Below are 16,684 nucleotides of genomic sequence, written 5' to 3' on the forward strand. Positions count from 1 at the left end.
GATTATGCGCATGATCTATTCCGCCGCCTCTTTGACTTCGCCGACGGCGCCGCTGTCGATCACCCGCGCCAAAGCTTCGCCTTCATAACCCAGCACCTGTGACAGGATTTCTGTCGTGTGCTCACCCAACAGGGGCGAGCGCTCAACCTCGACGCTCGAGTCACTCAGTTTGATCGGGCAGCCGACACTGATGTATTCGCCGCGTTCCGGGTGCGGCACACGCACCAGCGTGCCGGTGGCATACAGCCCCTCATCTTCCGAGATTTCCTTCATCGACAGGATCGGCCCGACCGGGATGTCCAGCGGGTTGCAGATGTCCATCACCTCGAACTTGGTCTTGGTCTTGGTCCATTCTTCGATCCGCGCGAAAATTGCGTTCAGTTTATCAAGGCGATCTTTCGGCTTGGCATAGCCTTCCTTGGTTTTCCAATCCGGTTCGCCAATGACGTCACAGACCTTTCCCCAAACCGCTGCCTGAGTGATGAAATAGGTATAGGCGTTGGGATCATCCTCCCACCCCTTGCACTTTAGGATGCGCCCCGGCTGGCCCCCGCCGGAATCATTGCCCGCACGCGGCGTCGCCTCACCAAAGGGGATACCCTCACCGAACTGGCTGTATTCTTCCAGCGGGCCTTTTTCCAGCCGCTGCTGATCGCGCAGTTTCACACGGGTCAGGTTCAGCACGCCGTCCTGCATCGCCGCCGTCACCTTCTGACCCCGTCCGGTTTTTTCACGCTGGAACAACGCGGTAACGATGCCCAGGCACAGGTGCAGCCCGGTGCCACTGTCGCCAATCTGCGCGCCCGTAACCAGCGGCGGCCCATCCAGAAACCCGGTGGTCGAGGCTGACCCGCCCGCACATTGCGCGACGTTCTCATAAACCTTGCAGTCCTGATACTTGCCCGGCCCGAACCCTTTGATCGACGCCAGGATCATCTTTGGGTTGATCTCTTGTATCCGCTCCCACGAAAACCCCATCCGGTCCAGCGCACCGGGGGCGAAGTTTTCGACCATCACGTCGCATTCCTCGATCAGCCGGGTCAGCACTTCCTTGCCAACCTCGTTTTTCGAGTTCAGCTCAATCGAGCGTTTGTTGTGGTTCAGCATCGTGAAATAAAGGCTGTCGGCACCCGGCACATCAACCAGCTGCTTGCGGGTCGCATCGCCGACACCGGGGCGTTCGACCTTCAGAACATCTGCCCCGAACCAGGCCAGCAGCTGCGTGCAGGTCGGCCCGGACTGGACGTGGGTGAAATCAAGGATTTTGACGCCTTCGAGAGCTTTCATAACGTAGACCTTACTTTTTCGAGACGACGGATTGCGGGTTCAGATTGCCGATACGACCGCTTTCGGTCCCGGCGTTCGGGTCAATGATCGCGTTCACGAGCGTTGGTTTGCCGGATTTGATTGCGTCGCGCACCGCGCGTTCCAGATCATCGGGGCTGCGGGCCAACACGCCCTCACCACCGAAGGCCTGCATCATCATGTCGTATTTGGCTTCCGGCACGAAGACCGTCGTACCGGGGTCACGGCCCGTCGGGTCGGTATCGGTGCCGCGATAAATGCCCGAGTTGTTGAAGATCACAACGCAGATCGGCAGGTTATAGCGGCAGATGGTTTCAACCTCCATGCCGCTGAAACCAAAGGCGGAATCGCCTTCGATGCAGACGACGGGCTGGCCGGTTTCAACCGCGGCGGCCACCGCCGTGCCCATGCCGATGCCCATTACGCCCCAGGTGCCAACATCCAGACGTTTGCGCGGTTTGGCCATGTCGATGACCGAGCGGGCGAAATCCAGCGTATTGGCGCCTTCGTTAACCAGGATCGCATCCGGGTTGTCCTTGAATATGGACTTCAATCGCCCCAGCGCGCCGTGGAAATCCATCGGCACATTGTTGTTCATCAGCTTGGGGGCCATGCGTTCGACATTGGTGTCCCGCTTGGCCTTCACCGCGTCGGTCCAGTCTGCCGGGGGCTGCGTCCAACCGCCCATCTTGTCGACCATCAGGCCCAGCGTGCTTTCGATATCGCCCACCAGCGGCGCGTCGATGGGCTGGTTGCTGTCCATTTCCTTCGGGTCGATGTCGATGTGGATGAATTTCTTGGAGAACGGCTCTCCCCACTGTTTGCCCTTGCCGTGGCTCAGCAACCAATTGAGGCGCGCGCCTATCAGCATCACGCAATCGCTTTCCTTCAGCACCAGCGACCGCGCCGCGCCTGCGTATTGATCGTGATCGTCCGGCAGCAAGCCCTTGGCCATCGACATCGCGATATAGGGCGCGCCGGATTTTTCGACGAACTGCTTCACCAGATCATCACATTGCGCATAGGCCGCGCCTTTACCCAGAATGATCAACGGCTTCTTGGCGCCTTTCAGAACATCCAATGCCCGATCAATCGCCGCAGGGCCGGGCAGCTGCGCCGGCGCGGGGTCGATCACTTCGATCAGGCTCTGCGCGCCTTTCGCAGCCTCCATCGTCTGGCCCAGCAGACTGGCGGGCACGTCGAGGTAAACTCCGCCGGGGCGGCCCGAAACAGCAGCACGGATCGCGCGGGCCACGCCGACGCCGATGTCTTCGGCGTGCAGAATGCGATAGGCGGCCTTGCACAGCGGCTTGGCGACGGCCAACTGATCCATTTCTTCATAGTCGCCTTTTTGCAGGTCGACGATCTCACGCTCGGACGAGCCCGAAATCAGGATCATCGGCCAGCAGTTGGTTGTCGCATGGCTTAGGCTGACCAACCCGTTCAGGAAACCGGGGGCGGAAACGGTCAGGCAAACACCGGGCGTCTTCGTCAGATAGCCTGCAATCGCCGCGGCGTTGCCCGCGTTGCTTTCGTGCCGGAACGAGACGACGCGCATCCCCTCGGCCTGCATCATCCGGCCCAGATCGGTCACTGGAATGCCTGGCACGTGATAGATATTCTCGATCCCGTTCAGTTTCAGGGCGTCGATCAGCAGGTGGAATCCGTCGGTCAGATCCTGCGTCGTCTCAGTTGATTGGTCGTTTGCCATTCAGTCCTCGGTTATCCTGTTCAACGCGCCGCTTTGCTGGCGGTTGCGTGTTCCAATTCGATCCATGTGTCTTCGATATGCTGGCGCAGCCGCATCGAGTGATCGCGCACCAATTGTTCGGCCAATGCTGCGTCGCGTGCTTCCAGTGCCGCGACAATGGCCATGTGATCCGTCACTGACCGCGCTGCGCGGTCTGCTTCCGATATTGCCCGCCGGCGGACGGCGTGCATGTGCATGAAGATCGTGTCCGTCATTGCCTTCAGGGCCACGCATTTGGACAGTTCCAGGATGCGTTGATGAAACCGGATGTTGGCGCGGGAATAGCTTTCGATGTCATTGGCCGGATCGATCTGGCTGTGCTTGTCGGCCAGCGCGTGCAGCGAACGAAGCTCGGCATCCGTGGCCTCGGTCGTCGCCAGGCGTGCGGCCATGCTTTCCAATGCCGCCCAGACGATGATGATGTCCATCACTTCTTCACGGGTCTTGCGGCGCACGAACACGCCCTTGCGGGGCTGAATTTCCACCAGCCCATCCTGTTCCAGCCGCGCCAAAGCCTCGCGCAGCGGCGTGCGCGAAATGCCAAGCTGCTCGGCCATCTTGCGTTCGTCCAGCCGCAGGTCCGCGGTGTCGGAATAGATGTTCATGTCAAGAATGGCGCTGCGCAGAACCTCGTAAATGTGGTCCTTCAGCGTGAAATTCACGTCGACTGATTTCAGGGTTACCCTGTCCGACATCCATCCCCCAAGGATTGTGTTGAAAAACTCCGTTTTAGGGCCTGAACGATGATTTTTCTTTCCATGCAGCCCGATCCTAAATTTTTGGCGCGGGGGTCGGCCCAAATCGCCTACATGCGCTCACGCGCAGCCATGCGCTGTCTCGTGGTCAAAGCTTTCCGACTATTTCGCTTCATAGGTTTTCGCAAGAAATCCGCGACGCTCTGATTTCGGAGTTTTTCAACACAATCCAAGCAAACCGGCCATTCAGGCATTCGGTCTATGGTATACCATAGACCACACTTTGAGCGAGTCGCAAGGATGTTAACGCGATACGGGTGAATTTGGTCACCGTTCGGGGCCAGAGCCGCCTGCTCCGATGCTGCGGTCAGGTCATTTTTGGCATAATTTGCAGTCCTTTAACGCAGATACCCACCCGGTTTACAAATAACGCAATCGTCGCATGCCAGCAGGCTACCACAAACCTGCCGCCAAACGCGTCGGGGCCATTTCGAGGTCCGCGAAGCAATGGATTACCCCGGTTTCCGATGAAGGTATTCTCGAGAGAAGTGACGACATGGTTGCCCCTGCCTGATACCAGCCGCCGCGCATCTCCGCGCGAAATCGTGCACCGCCTGCACGAAAGAATCCACGCGATTGGCGCGTTTCAAACGGGTAATAACAAAAGACCTGACCGCTGCCGCCAGAGTTACGCGAGGTTAGTCACATAATTCGTTTAGTTTTGACTGAACAAACTTGACATCACGAAAACCAATCCTGTACCACCTGCGCCTCAACCGACTCTGAGGATCGCATGCAGCACGACACCCTTGACGCCATTCGCGCCGAGTTCATCGAAAAAATCGGCCTGATTGCCCAGACCGAAGGGCTGCCACGCATCGCGGGGCGGGTTTTTGGCCTTCTGGTCTTTGATGGCGCGGCCATCGCATTCAGCGACCTTGCCGAAACCCTGCAGGTCAGCCGGGGCAGCATCAGCTCCAGCGTGCGGCTTCTGGAAGAACGCGGCCTGGTCAAGCGCACCGCACGCCCCGGAGAGCGTCAGGATTACTTCCAACTGGCCGATAATCCCTATGCAACGATGCTGGACCGCGCCAAGCGCAGCCTGTCCCACGCCCGCGATGACATAAACGCAACGATCGCCAGATTGCCCGCGTCCGACGTTGATGTGCGGACGCGGTTGAACGCCTACGCCGATTTTTATGGCGCGATGGAGACTTGCCTGCTGGGCGCACTGACCACACTTGATGATGGCGGCGACGCCTGAGCGCGCATTTTTTGGAACGGAAATGATGTCATGAAAGACACAACCAACGAACGGCGGCCTGAAACGCTGGATTTCAGCTCTGACAAAGGTGCGGCGCGTTCGACCTGGATCGCCGCGGCCATTGTCCTGGTCCTTGTCGCCTGGATGGGAAGCGGCTTTGTCCTGCCCTCGGAACCTGCGGATGCGCCTGCAGAACGCGCGGTCCTGCAACCCGTGACTGTGGCCGTGGCGCGCTCGGTTGCGCAGCCGGTCACCCAGTTTTTTCTGGCCGAGGGGCAGGCCCTGCCGGATCGCGACACTGCCGTGCGCGCCGAAATCTCGGGGCAGATATCTGAAGTTTTGGTCGAAAAGGGCGCGGATGTCGAAGAAGGCGACGTGATCGCGCGCTTTGACCCGGTGCAGCGCCAGGCGGATCTTGAGCGTGCCACAGCCGAGGTTGATCGCACCAAACGTGAATTCGACAATGCCCAGACCCTGCTGGAACGCGGCACCGCGACGGTGGATCGTGTTGCCACCGCACGCGCGTCATTTGCCGCCGCCCAGGCGCAACTCGCCGCCGCGACCGAGGCGCTGGATAACGCGGTTCTGACGGTCCCATTTGATGGCCGCCTTGAAACACTGACGATCAACGAAGGAGAGTTCGTTCAGCCCGGAACCGAGGTCGCCCGGATCGTCGACAACACCCCCCTGACCGTGGCGATCCAGGTGCCGCAGCAATCGCTGGCCCGGATTGAGGTTGGCCAGATGGCGCAGGTCGAATTCATCACCGGTGACGTCCTGCCCGGCCTTGTGACCTTCGTGGGCACCAATGCCGATGCCGCGACGCGGACGTTTTTGGCCGAGGTTGCGGTTGATAATGCAAATGGCAAAGTCCCCGCCGGCATCAGCGCGCAAGAGCGCATCCCGACCGGCGATGTTTCGGCGCATTTTCTTTCACCCGCGATCCTGTCGCTAGGTACAGACGGCACTTTGGGCATCAAGACCGTTGTTGAAGACGACAAGGTTGCGTTCACCCCTGTCGAGATTGTGCGCGCCCAAACCGATGGAATCTGGGTCACCGGGCTTACCGATGAAGCGCGCGTCATCACCGTGGGCCAGGGCTATGTCAACGATGGGGAAACCGTCGCACCACAGACCGCCACCGCCGAGGTGACCCAATGAACACGCTGATCAACCTCGCCTTTTCGCGGTCCCGCGTTATGGTGCTGGGACTGGTCATCATCCTCAGCGTTGGCGCGTTTTCCTACATTTCGATCCCGAAAGAGGCGAACCCCGACATTCCCCTGCCGCTGTTCTACGTGTCCACGGGACTGGACGGCATTTCGCCCGAAGATGCCGAACGGTTGCTGCTGGAACCGATGGAGACCGAGTTAGCCTCGATCAACGGTCTGTCCAGCATGACCAGCAATGCCGCCGAAGGGGTCGCCAACATCCAGCTGGAATTCGATCCCGGATTTGACAGTGAACAGGCCCTGACCAAAGTGCGCGAGGCTGCAGACCGGGCGGGTGGCGAACTGCCTGCAGATGCCCGCGACATTCATATTACCGAGATCAATACCGCCCTGTTCCCGATTATCACCGCCATCCTTTCCGGCCCTGTGCCCGAGCGGACGTTGAAAACGCTGGCCGAAGATCTGCAGGACGGCATCGAAGGTCTTGAGGGCGTGCTGGAGGTTGACATCGGCGGGCAGCGTTTCGAATTCCTCGAAGTGTTGGTCGATCCGACATTGTTCGAAACCTACAACATCTCCTTCGACGAACTGATCGGCCAGATCACCCGCAATAACCAGCTGATCGCCGCTGGCGCCATCGAAACCGGGGCCGGGCGCATGGTGCTGAAGGTGCCGGGGCTGATCGAAAACCTGGAAGATGTCATGGCCATGCCGGTGAAGGTGCGCGGCAACACGGTCGTCACATTCGCCGATGTCGCAACCATCCGGCGCGCTTTTGACGACCCATCCGGCTTTGCCCGCATCAACGGCCAACCGGCACTGGCGCTGGAGATCACCAAGCGTTCCGGCGCCAATATCATCGAAACGGTGGCGGACGTGCGCGCGCTGGTCGACACGCTTTCGACGGACTGGCCAGACTCCGTCACCGTCACATATCTTCAGGACCAGAGCAAACAGATCAAAGACCTGCTGAGCGATCTTGAAGCGAACGTGATCGCCGCCGTCATTCTGGTCATGATCGTGATCGTCTTCGCGCTGGGCCTGCGTTCGGCCATTTTGGTCGGGCTGGCAATTCCGGGTGCGTTCCTGGCCGGGGTCACGGCGCTGTCGATGATGGGCTACACGATGAATATCGTGGTTCTGTTTTCACTGATCCTTGTGGTTGGGATGCTGGTTGACGGTGCCATCGTCACCACCGAACTGGCCGACCGGAAATTGCAGGAAGGGGCAGACGCGCGCACCGCCTATAGTTTCGCGGCCAAGCGGATGTCCTGGCCGATCATCGCCTCTACGCTCACGACGCTCAGCGTGTTTTTCCCGCTGCTTTTCTGGGAAGGCATGGTGGGGGAATTCATGAAATTCCTGCCAATCACCGTTATCCTGACCCTGTTCGCCTCGCTCTTCATGGCGCTGATCTTCATTCCTGTCGTCGGCGGGCTGATCGGCAAGCGCCAGCCGCAGACGGCGCGGGCAAAGGCCGCCCTCAGCGCTGCCGAACTGGGCGATCCGCGCCAGATGAAGGGGTTCACCGGCGGCTATGTGCGCCTGCTCAGCTGGGCCATCCAGCGCCCCGGCGCGACCGTTCTGCTGGCCATCGCGCTGCTGCTGGGCGCGTTCGGCGCTTACGGCCAATTCGGGCGCGGGCTGACGTTCTTTCCTTCGGTCGAGCCGGATTTCATGCAAGTCCAGGTCCGCGCGCGGGACAACTTCTCGATCTTCGAACGCGACGCACTGGTGCGTGCGGTCGAAAACCGCGTGCTGGAGTATGATGAGATTGCCAGCGTCTATGCCCGTTCCATGCTGAACGCCGGACAGGGGGATGAGGAAACCATCGGCACCCTGCAACTGGAATTGACCGATTGGGATACGCGGCGCACCGCCGCCGAGATTGGCGAAGATATTCGCGCCGATGTGGCCGACATCGCCGGGATTGACGTACAGGTTCAGACCGAAAGTGGCGGGCCAAGTGCGGGCAAGCCGGTGAACCTGAAGATCACCGCCAAGTCACCCGAACAGCAAGCCATAGCTGTCGAGGGGGTCCGCACAATGATGGCCAAGATCGGCGGTTTTACAGATGTGACCGATACGCGCCCGCTGCCGGGGGTGGAATGGGCGGTGCGGGTCAACCGCTCGGAAGCGGCGCGTTTCGGGGCCAATGTTGCGCTGCTGGGGCAGGCGATCCAGCTTCTGACGCAAGGCATCAACGTTGCCGACTACCGCCCCGACGATTCTGATGGAGAGCTGGATATCCGCGTCCGCTTCCCCAGTCAGGATCGCACCCTGGAAGAGCTTGAGGGCCTGCGGGTGCCAACTTCGGCCGGGCTGGTCCCGATCTCGAATTTCGTGACGTTCGAACCCGCGCCGCGCACCGGCACTGTGCGCAGGGTTGATCAGAAGCGTGTGGTGACAATCGAAGCCAACGTCGCCCCCGGCCTGCTGGTCAACGATCAGGTCATCGCCCTGACCGCCGCGATGGAGGCTGCCGAGTTTCCGCCCGGCGTCGGCTGGTCATTCGCGGGCGAGGCTGAAGATCAGCAGGAAAGCATGATCTTCCTGATGGGGGCGTTTATTTCGGCGATCTTCCTGATGTTCGTGATCCTGCTGACCCAATTCAACAACTTCTATCAGGCTTTCATCGTGATGAGTGCCATCGTGTTCTCGATCGCCGGGGTCCTGCTGGGCCTGCTGGTCACCGGGCGCCCCTTTGGCGTTGTCATGGGCGGTATAGGTGTGATCGCGCTGGCCGGGATCGTGGTGAACAACAACATCGTGTTGATCGACACCTTCAACGACCTGCTGAAATCGGGCCGTTCCCCGATGGAGGCGGCCTTGCGGACCGGCGCCCAACGTCTGCGCCCGGTGATCCTGACCTCGGTGACCACGGCGCTGGGCCTGATGCCGATGGTGATCGGCCTCAACATCAACTTCTTCAGCCGCGAGATTGTCTATGGCGCGCCCTCGACCCAGTGGTGGACCGAGCTGTCCAGTGCTATCGCCGGGGGGCTGGTCATCGCCACGATCCTGACGCTGATCGTAACACCGGCGATGCTGATGCTGGGCCACAAACGCAGCACGCGCGCGGTTCGCAGCGATACAATACCTCTGACGGGTTAAAGCGGTTTTCGTTAACGTTATGGGCGTCAGGCCTTGCGCGAAAACGGGTCATTGGCGGTGTGCAGCCGCAGATGGCGGATAAAAGCGCGCGCCAGGCGGTGCAGGGGTGCGTTGTCGGGCGTGACGAAATAGCTGCGGTATTCCATGCCCGAGGCAAAGGGCCGGAACGCAACATCGCCCGAGCGGAATTGCACAATCGGAAACGGATTGACCACGGTAACGCCCAATCCCGCATGCGCCAGATCAACCGCCGCGACCGAGGTTGAAACCTCGGCCACGATCCGGGGCTTGCTGGCGGCGGCGGTCAGCTCCTGTTCAAGCTGCGCCCGCCTTGCATGGCGATGCGACAGGGCGATCAGTGGTTGGTCATGCAGGTCCGCGGGGTGGATGACGTCTTGCGCGCTTAGGGGGTGATCGACGGGCATGGCGCAGACTGGTGACGACAGGCGGAACGGGGTCAGCTTCAGCCCGTCGCGCGACAGTTCCACGCCGGTTATTCCAAGGTCAAACCTTCTTTCCAGAATGCCCCGGATCACCTCGTCCGAGGGCGCAACCTCAAGTGCCACGAAATAGGACGGGTTGGTTTCCAGAAATGTGGCGATATGGGACACCATGAAACGGTGCGCATAGGTGGGCGGCGCGACAACGCGCAGACGCTCTTGCGTGGGGGTCGTGGGGCCATCGATTTGATCCAGCGCGGCAAACAGGGGATCCAGCCGGCGGTTCAGGCGCACCGCCTCACCCGTCGGGGTCAACCGTCCACCGACACGGTCAAACAGGATCAGACCTGTCCGCGCCTCAAGGCTGGCGATGGATCGGCTGATCGCGGATTGCGACAGCCCCATCCGCACACCCGCCTGCGCCGTTGTGCCCGCCTCCATCAACGCGCGCAGCGCCTGATATTCGGGCAGAGAGTGCCAGGTTTTAGCGGCCATCGGGTTTCCCTGCGGAATGATCATCAGTTGATGATAAAAACTCATAGAGTTTGCCATCGCCTATGACAAACTAATCTATACGCTGCGGCCAGCCACAAATCGGGGGACATGTGAGCCAAGCGACCACGCCAGCCGTTTTTGACGGACACAACGATGCGCTGCTCAAGCTATATCGGGCTGGCGGCATGTCGGCAGTTGATCACTTCCTGAACGGCATGGACGGCGCGATTGATGTGCCCAAGGCGCATGCGGGCGGGTTCGGCGGCGGGTTCTTCGCGGTCTACGTGCCGTCACCCGTCGACCTTGAAGTGAAATTTGAGGAGATGATCAAACCATCTTACGACCTGCCACTGCCGCCCGCCATAGACTGGTCCGCGGCGCAGTCGGTCGTCATGGCGCAATCCGCGGTTTTGTTCGAGCTGGAACGCCGCGGCGCCCTGCGCGTCTGCCGCAGCGCCGCTGACATCCGATCCGCGCTGGCCGATGGCATCATCGCCGCGATCTTCCACATCGAAGGGGCCGAGGCGATTGACCCGGACCTGCACACGCTCGACACGCTTTATCAGGCAGGGCTGCGCTCTATCGGGCCGGTCTGGTCGCGTCCGACAATCTTTGGTGAAGGCGTACCCTTCCGTTATCCTGCTACCGGCGACATCGGCGCAGGGCTGACTGAGGCAGGGGTGCGGCTGATCAAACGCTGCAATCAGTTGGGCATAATGATTGACTTGTAGCACCTTAACGCGACAGGCTTCTGGGATGTTGCGCGCCATTCCGACGCGCCGCTGGTCGCCACACATTCCAACGTGAACGCGATCTGCCCGCACAGCCGAAATCTGACCGACGATCAGCTTGCGGCGATCCGGAACAGTGACGGGATGGTGGGGCTGAATTTCGCGGTGGCGTTCCTGCGCGACGACGGGCGCATGGTGCCCGAAGTTCCGCTGGACCAGATGCTGCGGCACCTGGACCACCTGATCACCCATCTGGGTGAAGACCGGGTCGGGATGGGGTCGGATTATGACGGCGCGATCGTGCCGCAGGAGGTGACGACCTGCGCCGATCTGCCGAATTTGAGGGGGGCAATGGCGGCGCATGGCTATGACGATGCGCTGATGACCAAGCTCTGTCACGGAAACTGGCTGCGTGTGCTGGAAAAAACCTGGGGTGAATAGCCGGGGCAGCCGCGCGGATCGAGCAACGAACCAAAAGAAACTGCAACTTGAGAGGACAAGAAAATGAACGCAATCACCAGATTACTCAGCGGGGCCGCAATCGGGCTGGCCGTGGGGGTGACGTCATTCGCCGCCTTTGCCGAAACGCCGCCGAACATGTTGGTCATCGCCAATCGGATTGATGACATCACAACGCTGGACCCGGCGCAAAGCTTTGAATTTGCAGGCTCTGACGTGATCCGCAACGTTTATGGCAAGCTGGTAAACTTCGACCCGCTGAACCTCGATGCGGGCTATCAGCCGGACCTGGCCGAAAGCTGGACGGTCAGCGAAGACGGCAAGTCGATCACCTTCACGATGCGTGAAGGCGTGATGTTCCATTCGGGCAACCCGGTGACTGCCGCCGACGCCGAATTCTCATTGCGCCGGGCGGTGATCCTGAACAAGACGCCGTCGTTCATCCTGACCCAGTTCGGTTTCACGCCGGAAAACGTGGATGAGACCATCGTGGCCGACGGCAACACGCTGACCATCACGACCGACAAGCGCTATGCGACCTCTTTCGTGCTGAACTGCCTGACGGCCACCATCGGCTCCATCGTCGATATGAAAACCGTCATGGACAACGAAGCTGACGGCGACATGGGCAACGCCTGGCTGGCGACGAACTCCGCCGGTTCGGGCGCCTATTCGGTCGACAGCTGGAAGCCGAATGAAAGCGTCACCCTGTCGTCGAACCCTGATTTCTATCTGGGTGCTCCGGCGATGGAACGCGTGATCGTGCGCCACGTGCAGGAAAGCGCAACCCAGCGTCTGCTGCTGGAACGCAACGACATCGACGTTGCCCGCAACCTGAACCCGGAAGATGTGGCCGGTGCACGCGAAGCAGATGGTGTCGAGATCTCGGAAGAGCTTAAAGGCCGCTTGATGTATATCTCGCTGAACCAGAAGCATCCGCAGCTGTCCAAGCCTGAAGTGCGCGAGGCGATCAAATATCTGGTCGATTATGAAGGGATGCAGAACAGCTTCCTCAACGGTCAGTACACGATCCACCAGAACTTCCTGCCGCGCACCTATCTTGGCTCGTCCAGCGAAGCGCCGTTCAGCCTGGATATCGACAAGGCCAAGGAACTGCTTGCCGGGATCGAACCGTTCGAGATTGAGGTCGGAGTGCGTGAAGCGCAGGAACGTATCGAGATTGCCCAGTCGCTGCAGAACACCTTTGCCGAGGTGGGCATCACGCTGAACATCACGGTCGGCACCGCCAAGGCCATTCTGGGCCGGTACCGTGCGCGTGAACTGGACATGTACATGGGCGCATGGGGTCCGGATTATCCTGATCCGCACACCAATGCCGGTACGTTTGCGTTCAATCCCGATAACTCGGACGAAGCGGGTGCCACAGGCCTTCTGGCCTGGCGCAACGCCTGGGATACCGGCGGGCTGACCGAAAAGGTCGCAGCCGCCGTGGTCGAGAATGATCGCGACGTGCGCGCCCAGATGTATCAGGACATCCAGGCCGAATTCCGCCAGATCTCACCCTTCGCGGTGTTGTTCCAGCAGATCGAACAATCGGCTCTGCGTGACAACGTGACCAACTTCTCGACGGGTCAGGCCATCACGTCGGCATCCTACTGGCAGATCACCAAGTAGATGGCGATCGCCGAAAACACCAACGGGGGGCGCCAGAAGGCGCCCCTTGAACTGTGGCTCAGGGCGACAATCCTGACACTGGGGTCGATTGCCGTGACGATGCTGGGGCTGATGTTCATCACCTTCATCATCGGGCGCGTCATGCCCATCGACCCGGTACTGGCCATCGTCGGCGAACAGGCGACCAAGTCGACCTATGACGCCGCATATGAACAACTGGGCCTCGACAAACCGATCATCGTGCAATTCGCCTATTACGTCTGGGACGTGCTGCATGGCGATTTCGGAAAATCCTTGCTGACCGCCCGGCCCGTCGCCGATGATATTCGCCGCGTGTTTCCTGCGACGCTGGAACTTGCAACCCTTGGCGTGACCATGGGCATCGTCCTTGGCGTTCCGCTGGGCGTCGTCGCAGCCGTGCGCAAAGGCAGCTGGATCGACCAGATCGCCCGTGTCGTCGCCCTTGTCGGATATTCGATGCCGATCTTCTGGCTGGGTCTGATGGGTCTGCTGGTCTTCTATGGCATCCTCGGCTGGGTCGGTGGGCCGGGCCGGGTTGGTATTTTCTATGTTGATATCGTGCCCTCGGTGACCGGCATGATCCTGGTGGATTCAATCCTCGACCGGAACTGGGCGGTGTTCAAAGACGCCCTCAGCCACATCATCCTGCCCGCGTCGCTGCTGGGCTATTACTCTCTGGCCTATATCAGCCGGATGACACGGTCGTTCATGCTGGAACAGCTGAGCGCCGAATACGTCACCACGGCCCGCGTCAAAGGCATGTCGGAATGGGCGGTGATCTGGCGACACGCGTTCAAGAACATCCGGGTGCAACTGATCACCGTCATCGCGCTGAGCTATGCCAACCTGCTGGAAGGGTCGGTTCTGACCGAGATTATCTTTAGCTGGCCGGGCATTGGCAGCTACATCACAACGGCACTGCTGTCTGCGGATATGAGTGCCGTGATGGGCGGCACGGTCGTCGTCGGGCTGGTGTTCATCCTGCTGAACATCTTCTCGGACCTGCTCTATAAGGTGTTTGACCCCCGTGCCAAATAACGCCCTGCAAAACAGCGACCCGCAACTGGTGCGCAACGCTGCGCAGGATGGAGGGTCCGTCACCGGCAAGGGCCTGCGCGCCTGGCTGCTGAGCGAGGTTCCAACCTCGCGCCGCCACGCGAAACTGGCGGCGATCTATCGCGGCTGGCTGGCGTTTCGGGTCAACACGATGGCGATGGTCGGGCTGGCGATTCTGGTGGCGCTGCTGCTGGTCGCGCTGCTTGCGCCATTGCTGGCGCCCCATGATCCCTATGTGCAGGACCTGGGCAACAGGCTGGCGCCGCTGGGTTCGGACGGGCATGTGTTCGGGACGGACAGCCTTGGCCGGGATATCCTCAGCCGGTTGATCCACGGCTCGCGGATTACGCTTTATATCGTTGCATTGGTGGCCCTGATAGCCCCGATCGCCGGGCTGCTGGTCGGGACCATCTCGGGCTATGTCGGCGGCTGGACCGACACGGTGCTGATGCGGATTACCGACATTTTCCTGGCCTTCCCCCGACTGGTGCTGGCGCTGGCTTTCGTGGCCGCCCTGGGTGCCGGGATCGAAAACGCGGTGCTGGCCATTTCACTGACCGCCTGGCCGCCTTATGCGCGGATGGCACGGGCCGAGACGCTGACGATACGTTCGTCCGATTACATCTATGCGATCCGCCTGCAGGGCGCTGGGCCGGTGAGGATTATCACCAAGCACATCTGGCCGCTGTGTATCTCGTCCCTGATCGTGCGGGTGACGCTCGACATGGCCGGGATCATTCTGGCCGCCGCCGGGCTTGGCTTCCTTGGCCTTGGCGCGCAGCCACCCAGCCCCGAATGGGGTGCGATGATCAGCGAAGGGCGGCGGTTCATCCTCGATCACTGGTGGGTGGCGACCGTGCCGGGGCTGGCGATCTTCACTGTCTCACTCGCGTTCAACCTGCTGGGCGATGGCCTGCGCGACGCGCTGGACCCGAAGGGCGGCGAATGAGCAATCTGCTGGACGTCGAAAACCTCTGGGTGCGCTTCCCATCCCGCCACGGCGTGTTCGAGGCGGTGCGCGGAGTGTCCTTTACCCTTGGCCGCGAACGCCTTGGGATCGTAGGCGAAAGCGGCTCGGGCAAGTCGCTGACGGGCCGCGCGATTCTGCGCCTGATCCGCCCGCCGGGGCAGGTTACCGCCGACCGGATCGCGCTGGACGGCGTGAACCTGATGGAGAAATCCGAGGTTCAGATGCGCGCGGTGCGCGGCCAGCGGATCACCATGGTGATGCAAGATCCCAAATTCAGCCTGAATCCGGTGATGACAATCGGCGCGCAACTGATCGAGGCCTATCGCCTGCACGCCAAAGGCAGCAAGGCACAAGCCCGCGCCAAGGCCATCGAAACGCTGGAGGCGGTGTCGATCCGCAACCCCGAACGCGTGATGCGCGCTTATCCGCACGAGATGTCGGGCGGCATGGGTCAGAGGATCATGATCGCGATGATGCTGATCCCGAACCCGGAGATTCTGATAGCGGACGAACCAACCTCGGCATTGGATGTCTCGGTCCAGCGTCAGGTGCTTGATATCATGGACGGGCTGGTCAAGGAACGCGGCATGGGGCTGCTGTTCATCAGCCATGACCTCAACCTGGTGGCTGATTTCTGTGACCGGGTGCTGATCATGTACGCGGGCCGGATTGTCGAGGTCTGCGACGCCGACAAGCTGCACGAAGCGAAACACCCCTATACGCGCGGGTTGCTGAATTCACTGCCCCGGCTGGACCAGCCAAAAGACCGGCTGGAAGTGCTGAAACGCGATCCCGCCTGGGCCGAGGTTGCCAGCATCAGCGGGCAAGCGGGCTGATGCTGCAGGTTGATAACCTCAACGTCTGGTTCGGCAACGGACGCGACCGGGTCGACGCCGTAAAAGGCGCGACCTTCGCGGTCGATCAGGGCGAAAGCTTTGGTCTGGTCGGCGAAAGCGGTTCGGGCAAATCGACCATCCTGAGGGCCATTACCGGGCTGGCCCCGGATTGGAACGGGTCAATCACCGTCGACGGTCAGACCATTGGAAAGAAGCGCCCGCGCGCCTTCTACAAGACCGTGCAGATGGTGTTTCAGGACCCCTATGCCTCGCTTCACCCCCGCCATTCGGTGGATCAGCTTCTGGCCGAAACGTTGTATCTGCACGGTTTTGACGACATCGACAGCCGCGTTGTGAGGTTGTTGGACGACGTCGGGCTGGGGCAGAAGTTCCGCTTCCGCTATCCGCACCAACTGTCTGGCGGGCAGCGTCAGCGCGTCGCCATCGCCCGTGCTCTGGCACCGGAACCGCGCCTTCTGTTACTGGACGAACCAACGTCGGCGCTGGATGTATCCGTGCAGGCGGAAATCCTGAACCTGCTGGTCGATCTGCGCGCTGATCGGGGCCTGACCTATCTGATGGTCAGCCACGACCTGTCGGTTGTCGGCCACATGTGCGGGCGGCTGGCGGTGATGAAAGACGGCGAGTTTGTCGAGATCATGGAAGTCGCCGACCTGCGCCAGAAAAACGCCAGCCATCCCTATTCGCAAAGCCTGATCGAGGCGTCCGTCTAAGGTCTAG

At 60.8% G+C, this 16,684-nt stretch carries 12 protein-coding genes and 1 pseudogene; 9 read left to right on the forward strand and 4 right to left on the reverse strand.

Features of this window, described 5'->3' with window-relative positions:
- Positions 1-15: 15 nt before the first annotated feature.
- From frc to GKR99_09440, 3 genes are read right to left on the reverse strand one after another with little or no spacing between them, the layout of a single operon-like run.
- Positions 16-1,287 carry a formyl-CoA transferase gene (gene frc, locus GKR99_09430; protein ID NKB27754.1) on the reverse strand — a complete coding sequence of 424 codons (1,272 nt, stop codon included), beginning with the start codon at positions 1,285-1,287 and terminating at the stop codon, positions 16-18.
- Between the two features lie 10 nt (positions 1,288-1,297).
- Positions 1,298-3,016, reverse strand: coding sequence for an oxalyl-CoA decarboxylase (locus tag GKR99_09435; GenBank protein NKB27755.1), 1,719 nt, complete (start codon positions 3,014-3,016; stop codon positions 1,298-1,300).
- A gap of 20 nt (positions 3,017-3,036) precedes the next feature.
- Positions 3,037-3,750: an FCD domain-containing protein gene (locus GKR99_09440; protein ID NKB27756.1), complete on the reverse strand. Its 714-nt coding sequence runs from the start codon at positions 3,748-3,750 to the stop codon at positions 3,037-3,039.
- A 793-nt stretch (positions 3,751-4,543) separates the two neighbouring features.
- Here GKR99_09440 and GKR99_09445 point away from each other — a divergent pair.
- The 3 genes from GKR99_09445 to GKR99_09455 are packed head-to-tail and all read left to right on the forward strand — an operon-like array spanning position 4,544 to position 9,300.
- Complete coding sequence (locus tag GKR99_09445) at positions 4,544-5,014, forward strand: MarR family transcriptional regulator (protein ID NKB27757.1); 471 nt, start codon at positions 4,544-4,546, stop codon at positions 5,012-5,014.
- A 30-nt stretch (positions 5,015-5,044) separates the two neighbouring features.
- Positions 5,045-6,175 (forward strand): efflux RND transporter periplasmic adaptor subunit, encoded by a 1,131-nt coding sequence (locus tag GKR99_09450; GenBank protein NKB27758.1) that lies wholly within the window; start codon positions 5,045-5,047, stop codon positions 6,173-6,175.
- Positions 6,172-9,300: an AcrB/AcrD/AcrF family protein gene (locus tag GKR99_09455; GenBank protein ID NKB27759.1), complete on the forward strand. Its 3,129-nt coding sequence runs from the start codon at positions 6,172-6,174 to the stop codon at positions 9,298-9,300. The genes GKR99_09450 and GKR99_09455 overlap by 4 nt, the downstream gene beginning before the upstream one ends.
- Before the next feature lie 26 nt (positions 9,301-9,326).
- Here GKR99_09455 and GKR99_09460 read toward each other — a convergent pair whose 3' ends face one another.
- Positions 9,327-10,235 carry a LysR family transcriptional regulator gene (locus GKR99_09460; GenBank protein NKB27760.1) on the reverse strand — a complete coding sequence of 303 codons (909 nt, stop codon included), beginning with the start codon at positions 10,233-10,235 and terminating at the stop codon, positions 9,327-9,329.
- Positions 10,236-10,420: 185 nt separating this feature from the next.
- On the opposite strand from GKR99_09460, the pseudogene GKR99_09465 reads away from it, so the two are divergent.
- The 6 genes and pseudogenes from GKR99_09465 (at position 10,421) to GKR99_09490 (ending at position 16,677) form a co-directional block, all read left to right on the forward strand.
- A pseudogene (locus GKR99_09465) lies at positions 10,421-11,407 on the forward strand (peptidase M19).
- Between the two features lie 63 nt (positions 11,408-11,470).
- Positions 11,471-13,060 carry an ABC transporter substrate-binding protein gene (locus GKR99_09470; GenBank protein ID NKB27761.1) on the forward strand — a complete coding sequence of 530 codons (1,590 nt, stop codon included), beginning with the start codon at positions 11,471-11,473 and terminating at the stop codon, positions 13,058-13,060.
- The gene (locus tag GKR99_09475; protein NKB27762.1) at positions 13,061-14,119 is read left to right on the forward strand and encodes an ABC transporter permease subunit; all 1,059 of its coding nucleotides are present in this window, start codon (positions 13,061-13,063) and stop codon (positions 14,117-14,119) included.
- Between the two features lie 28 nt (positions 14,120-14,147).
- Complete coding sequence (locus GKR99_09480; protein NKB27763.1) at positions 14,148-15,086, forward strand: ABC transporter permease subunit; 939 nt, start codon at positions 14,148-14,150, stop codon at positions 15,084-15,086.
- The gene (locus GKR99_09485) at positions 15,083-15,943 is read left to right on the forward strand and encodes an ATP-binding cassette domain-containing protein (GenBank protein ID NKB27764.1); all 861 of its coding nucleotides are present in this window, start codon (positions 15,083-15,085) and stop codon (positions 15,941-15,943) included. Before GKR99_09480 ends, GKR99_09485 begins: the two co-directional genes overlap by 4 nt.
- Entirely contained in the window at positions 15,943-16,677 is a 735-nt protein-coding gene (locus tag GKR99_09490; protein ID NKB27765.1) for an ATP-binding cassette domain-containing protein, read from the forward strand. The genes GKR99_09485 and GKR99_09490 overlap by 1 nt, the downstream gene beginning before the upstream one ends.
- The last annotated feature ends 7 nt before the right edge of the window (positions 16,678-16,684 follow it).

Source organism: Paracoccaceae bacterium (assembly GCA_012103375.1).
Taxonomy (GTDB): Bacteria; Pseudomonadota; Alphaproteobacteria; order Rhodobacterales; family Rhodobacteraceae; genus WLWX01.

Bases quoted from the DNA above. Each gene is read 5' to 3' on its own strand.
- frc (NKB27754.1), bottom strand. From the start codon at position 1,287: ATGAAAGCTCTCGAAGGCGTCAAAATCCTTGATTTCACCCACGTCCAG.
- GKR99_09435 (NKB27755.1), bottom strand. From the start codon at position 3,016: ATGGCAAACGACCAATCAACTGAGACGACGCAGGATCTGACCGACGGA.
- GKR99_09440 (NKB27756.1), bottom strand. From the start codon at position 3,750: ATGTCGGACAGGGTAACCCTGAAATCAGTCGACGTGAATTTCACGCTG.
- GKR99_09445 (NKB27757.1), top strand. From the start codon at position 4,544: ATGCAGCACGACACCCTTGACGCCATTCGCGCCGAGTTCATCGAAAAA.
- GKR99_09450 (NKB27758.1), top strand. From the start codon at position 5,045: ATGAAAGACACAACCAACGAACGGCGGCCTGAAACGCTGGATTTCAGC.
- GKR99_09455 (NKB27759.1), top strand. From the start codon at position 6,172: ATGAACACGCTGATCAACCTCGCCTTTTCGCGGTCCCGCGTTATGGTG.
- GKR99_09460 (NKB27760.1), bottom strand. From the start codon at position 10,235: ATGGCCGCTAAAACCTGGCACTCTCTGCCCGAATATCAGGCGCTGCGC.
- GKR99_09470 (NKB27761.1), top strand. From the start codon at position 11,471: ATGAACGCAATCACCAGATTACTCAGCGGGGCCGCAATCGGGCTGGCC.
- GKR99_09475 (NKB27762.1), top strand. From the start codon at position 13,061: ATGGCGATCGCCGAAAACACCAACGGGGGGCGCCAGAAGGCGCCCCTT.
- GKR99_09485 (NKB27764.1), top strand. From the start codon at position 15,083: ATGAGCAATCTGCTGGACGTCGAAAACCTCTGGGTGCGCTTCCCATCC.
- GKR99_09490 (NKB27765.1), top strand. From the start codon at position 15,943: ATGCTGCAGGTTGATAACCTCAACGTCTGGTTCGGCAACGGACGCGAC.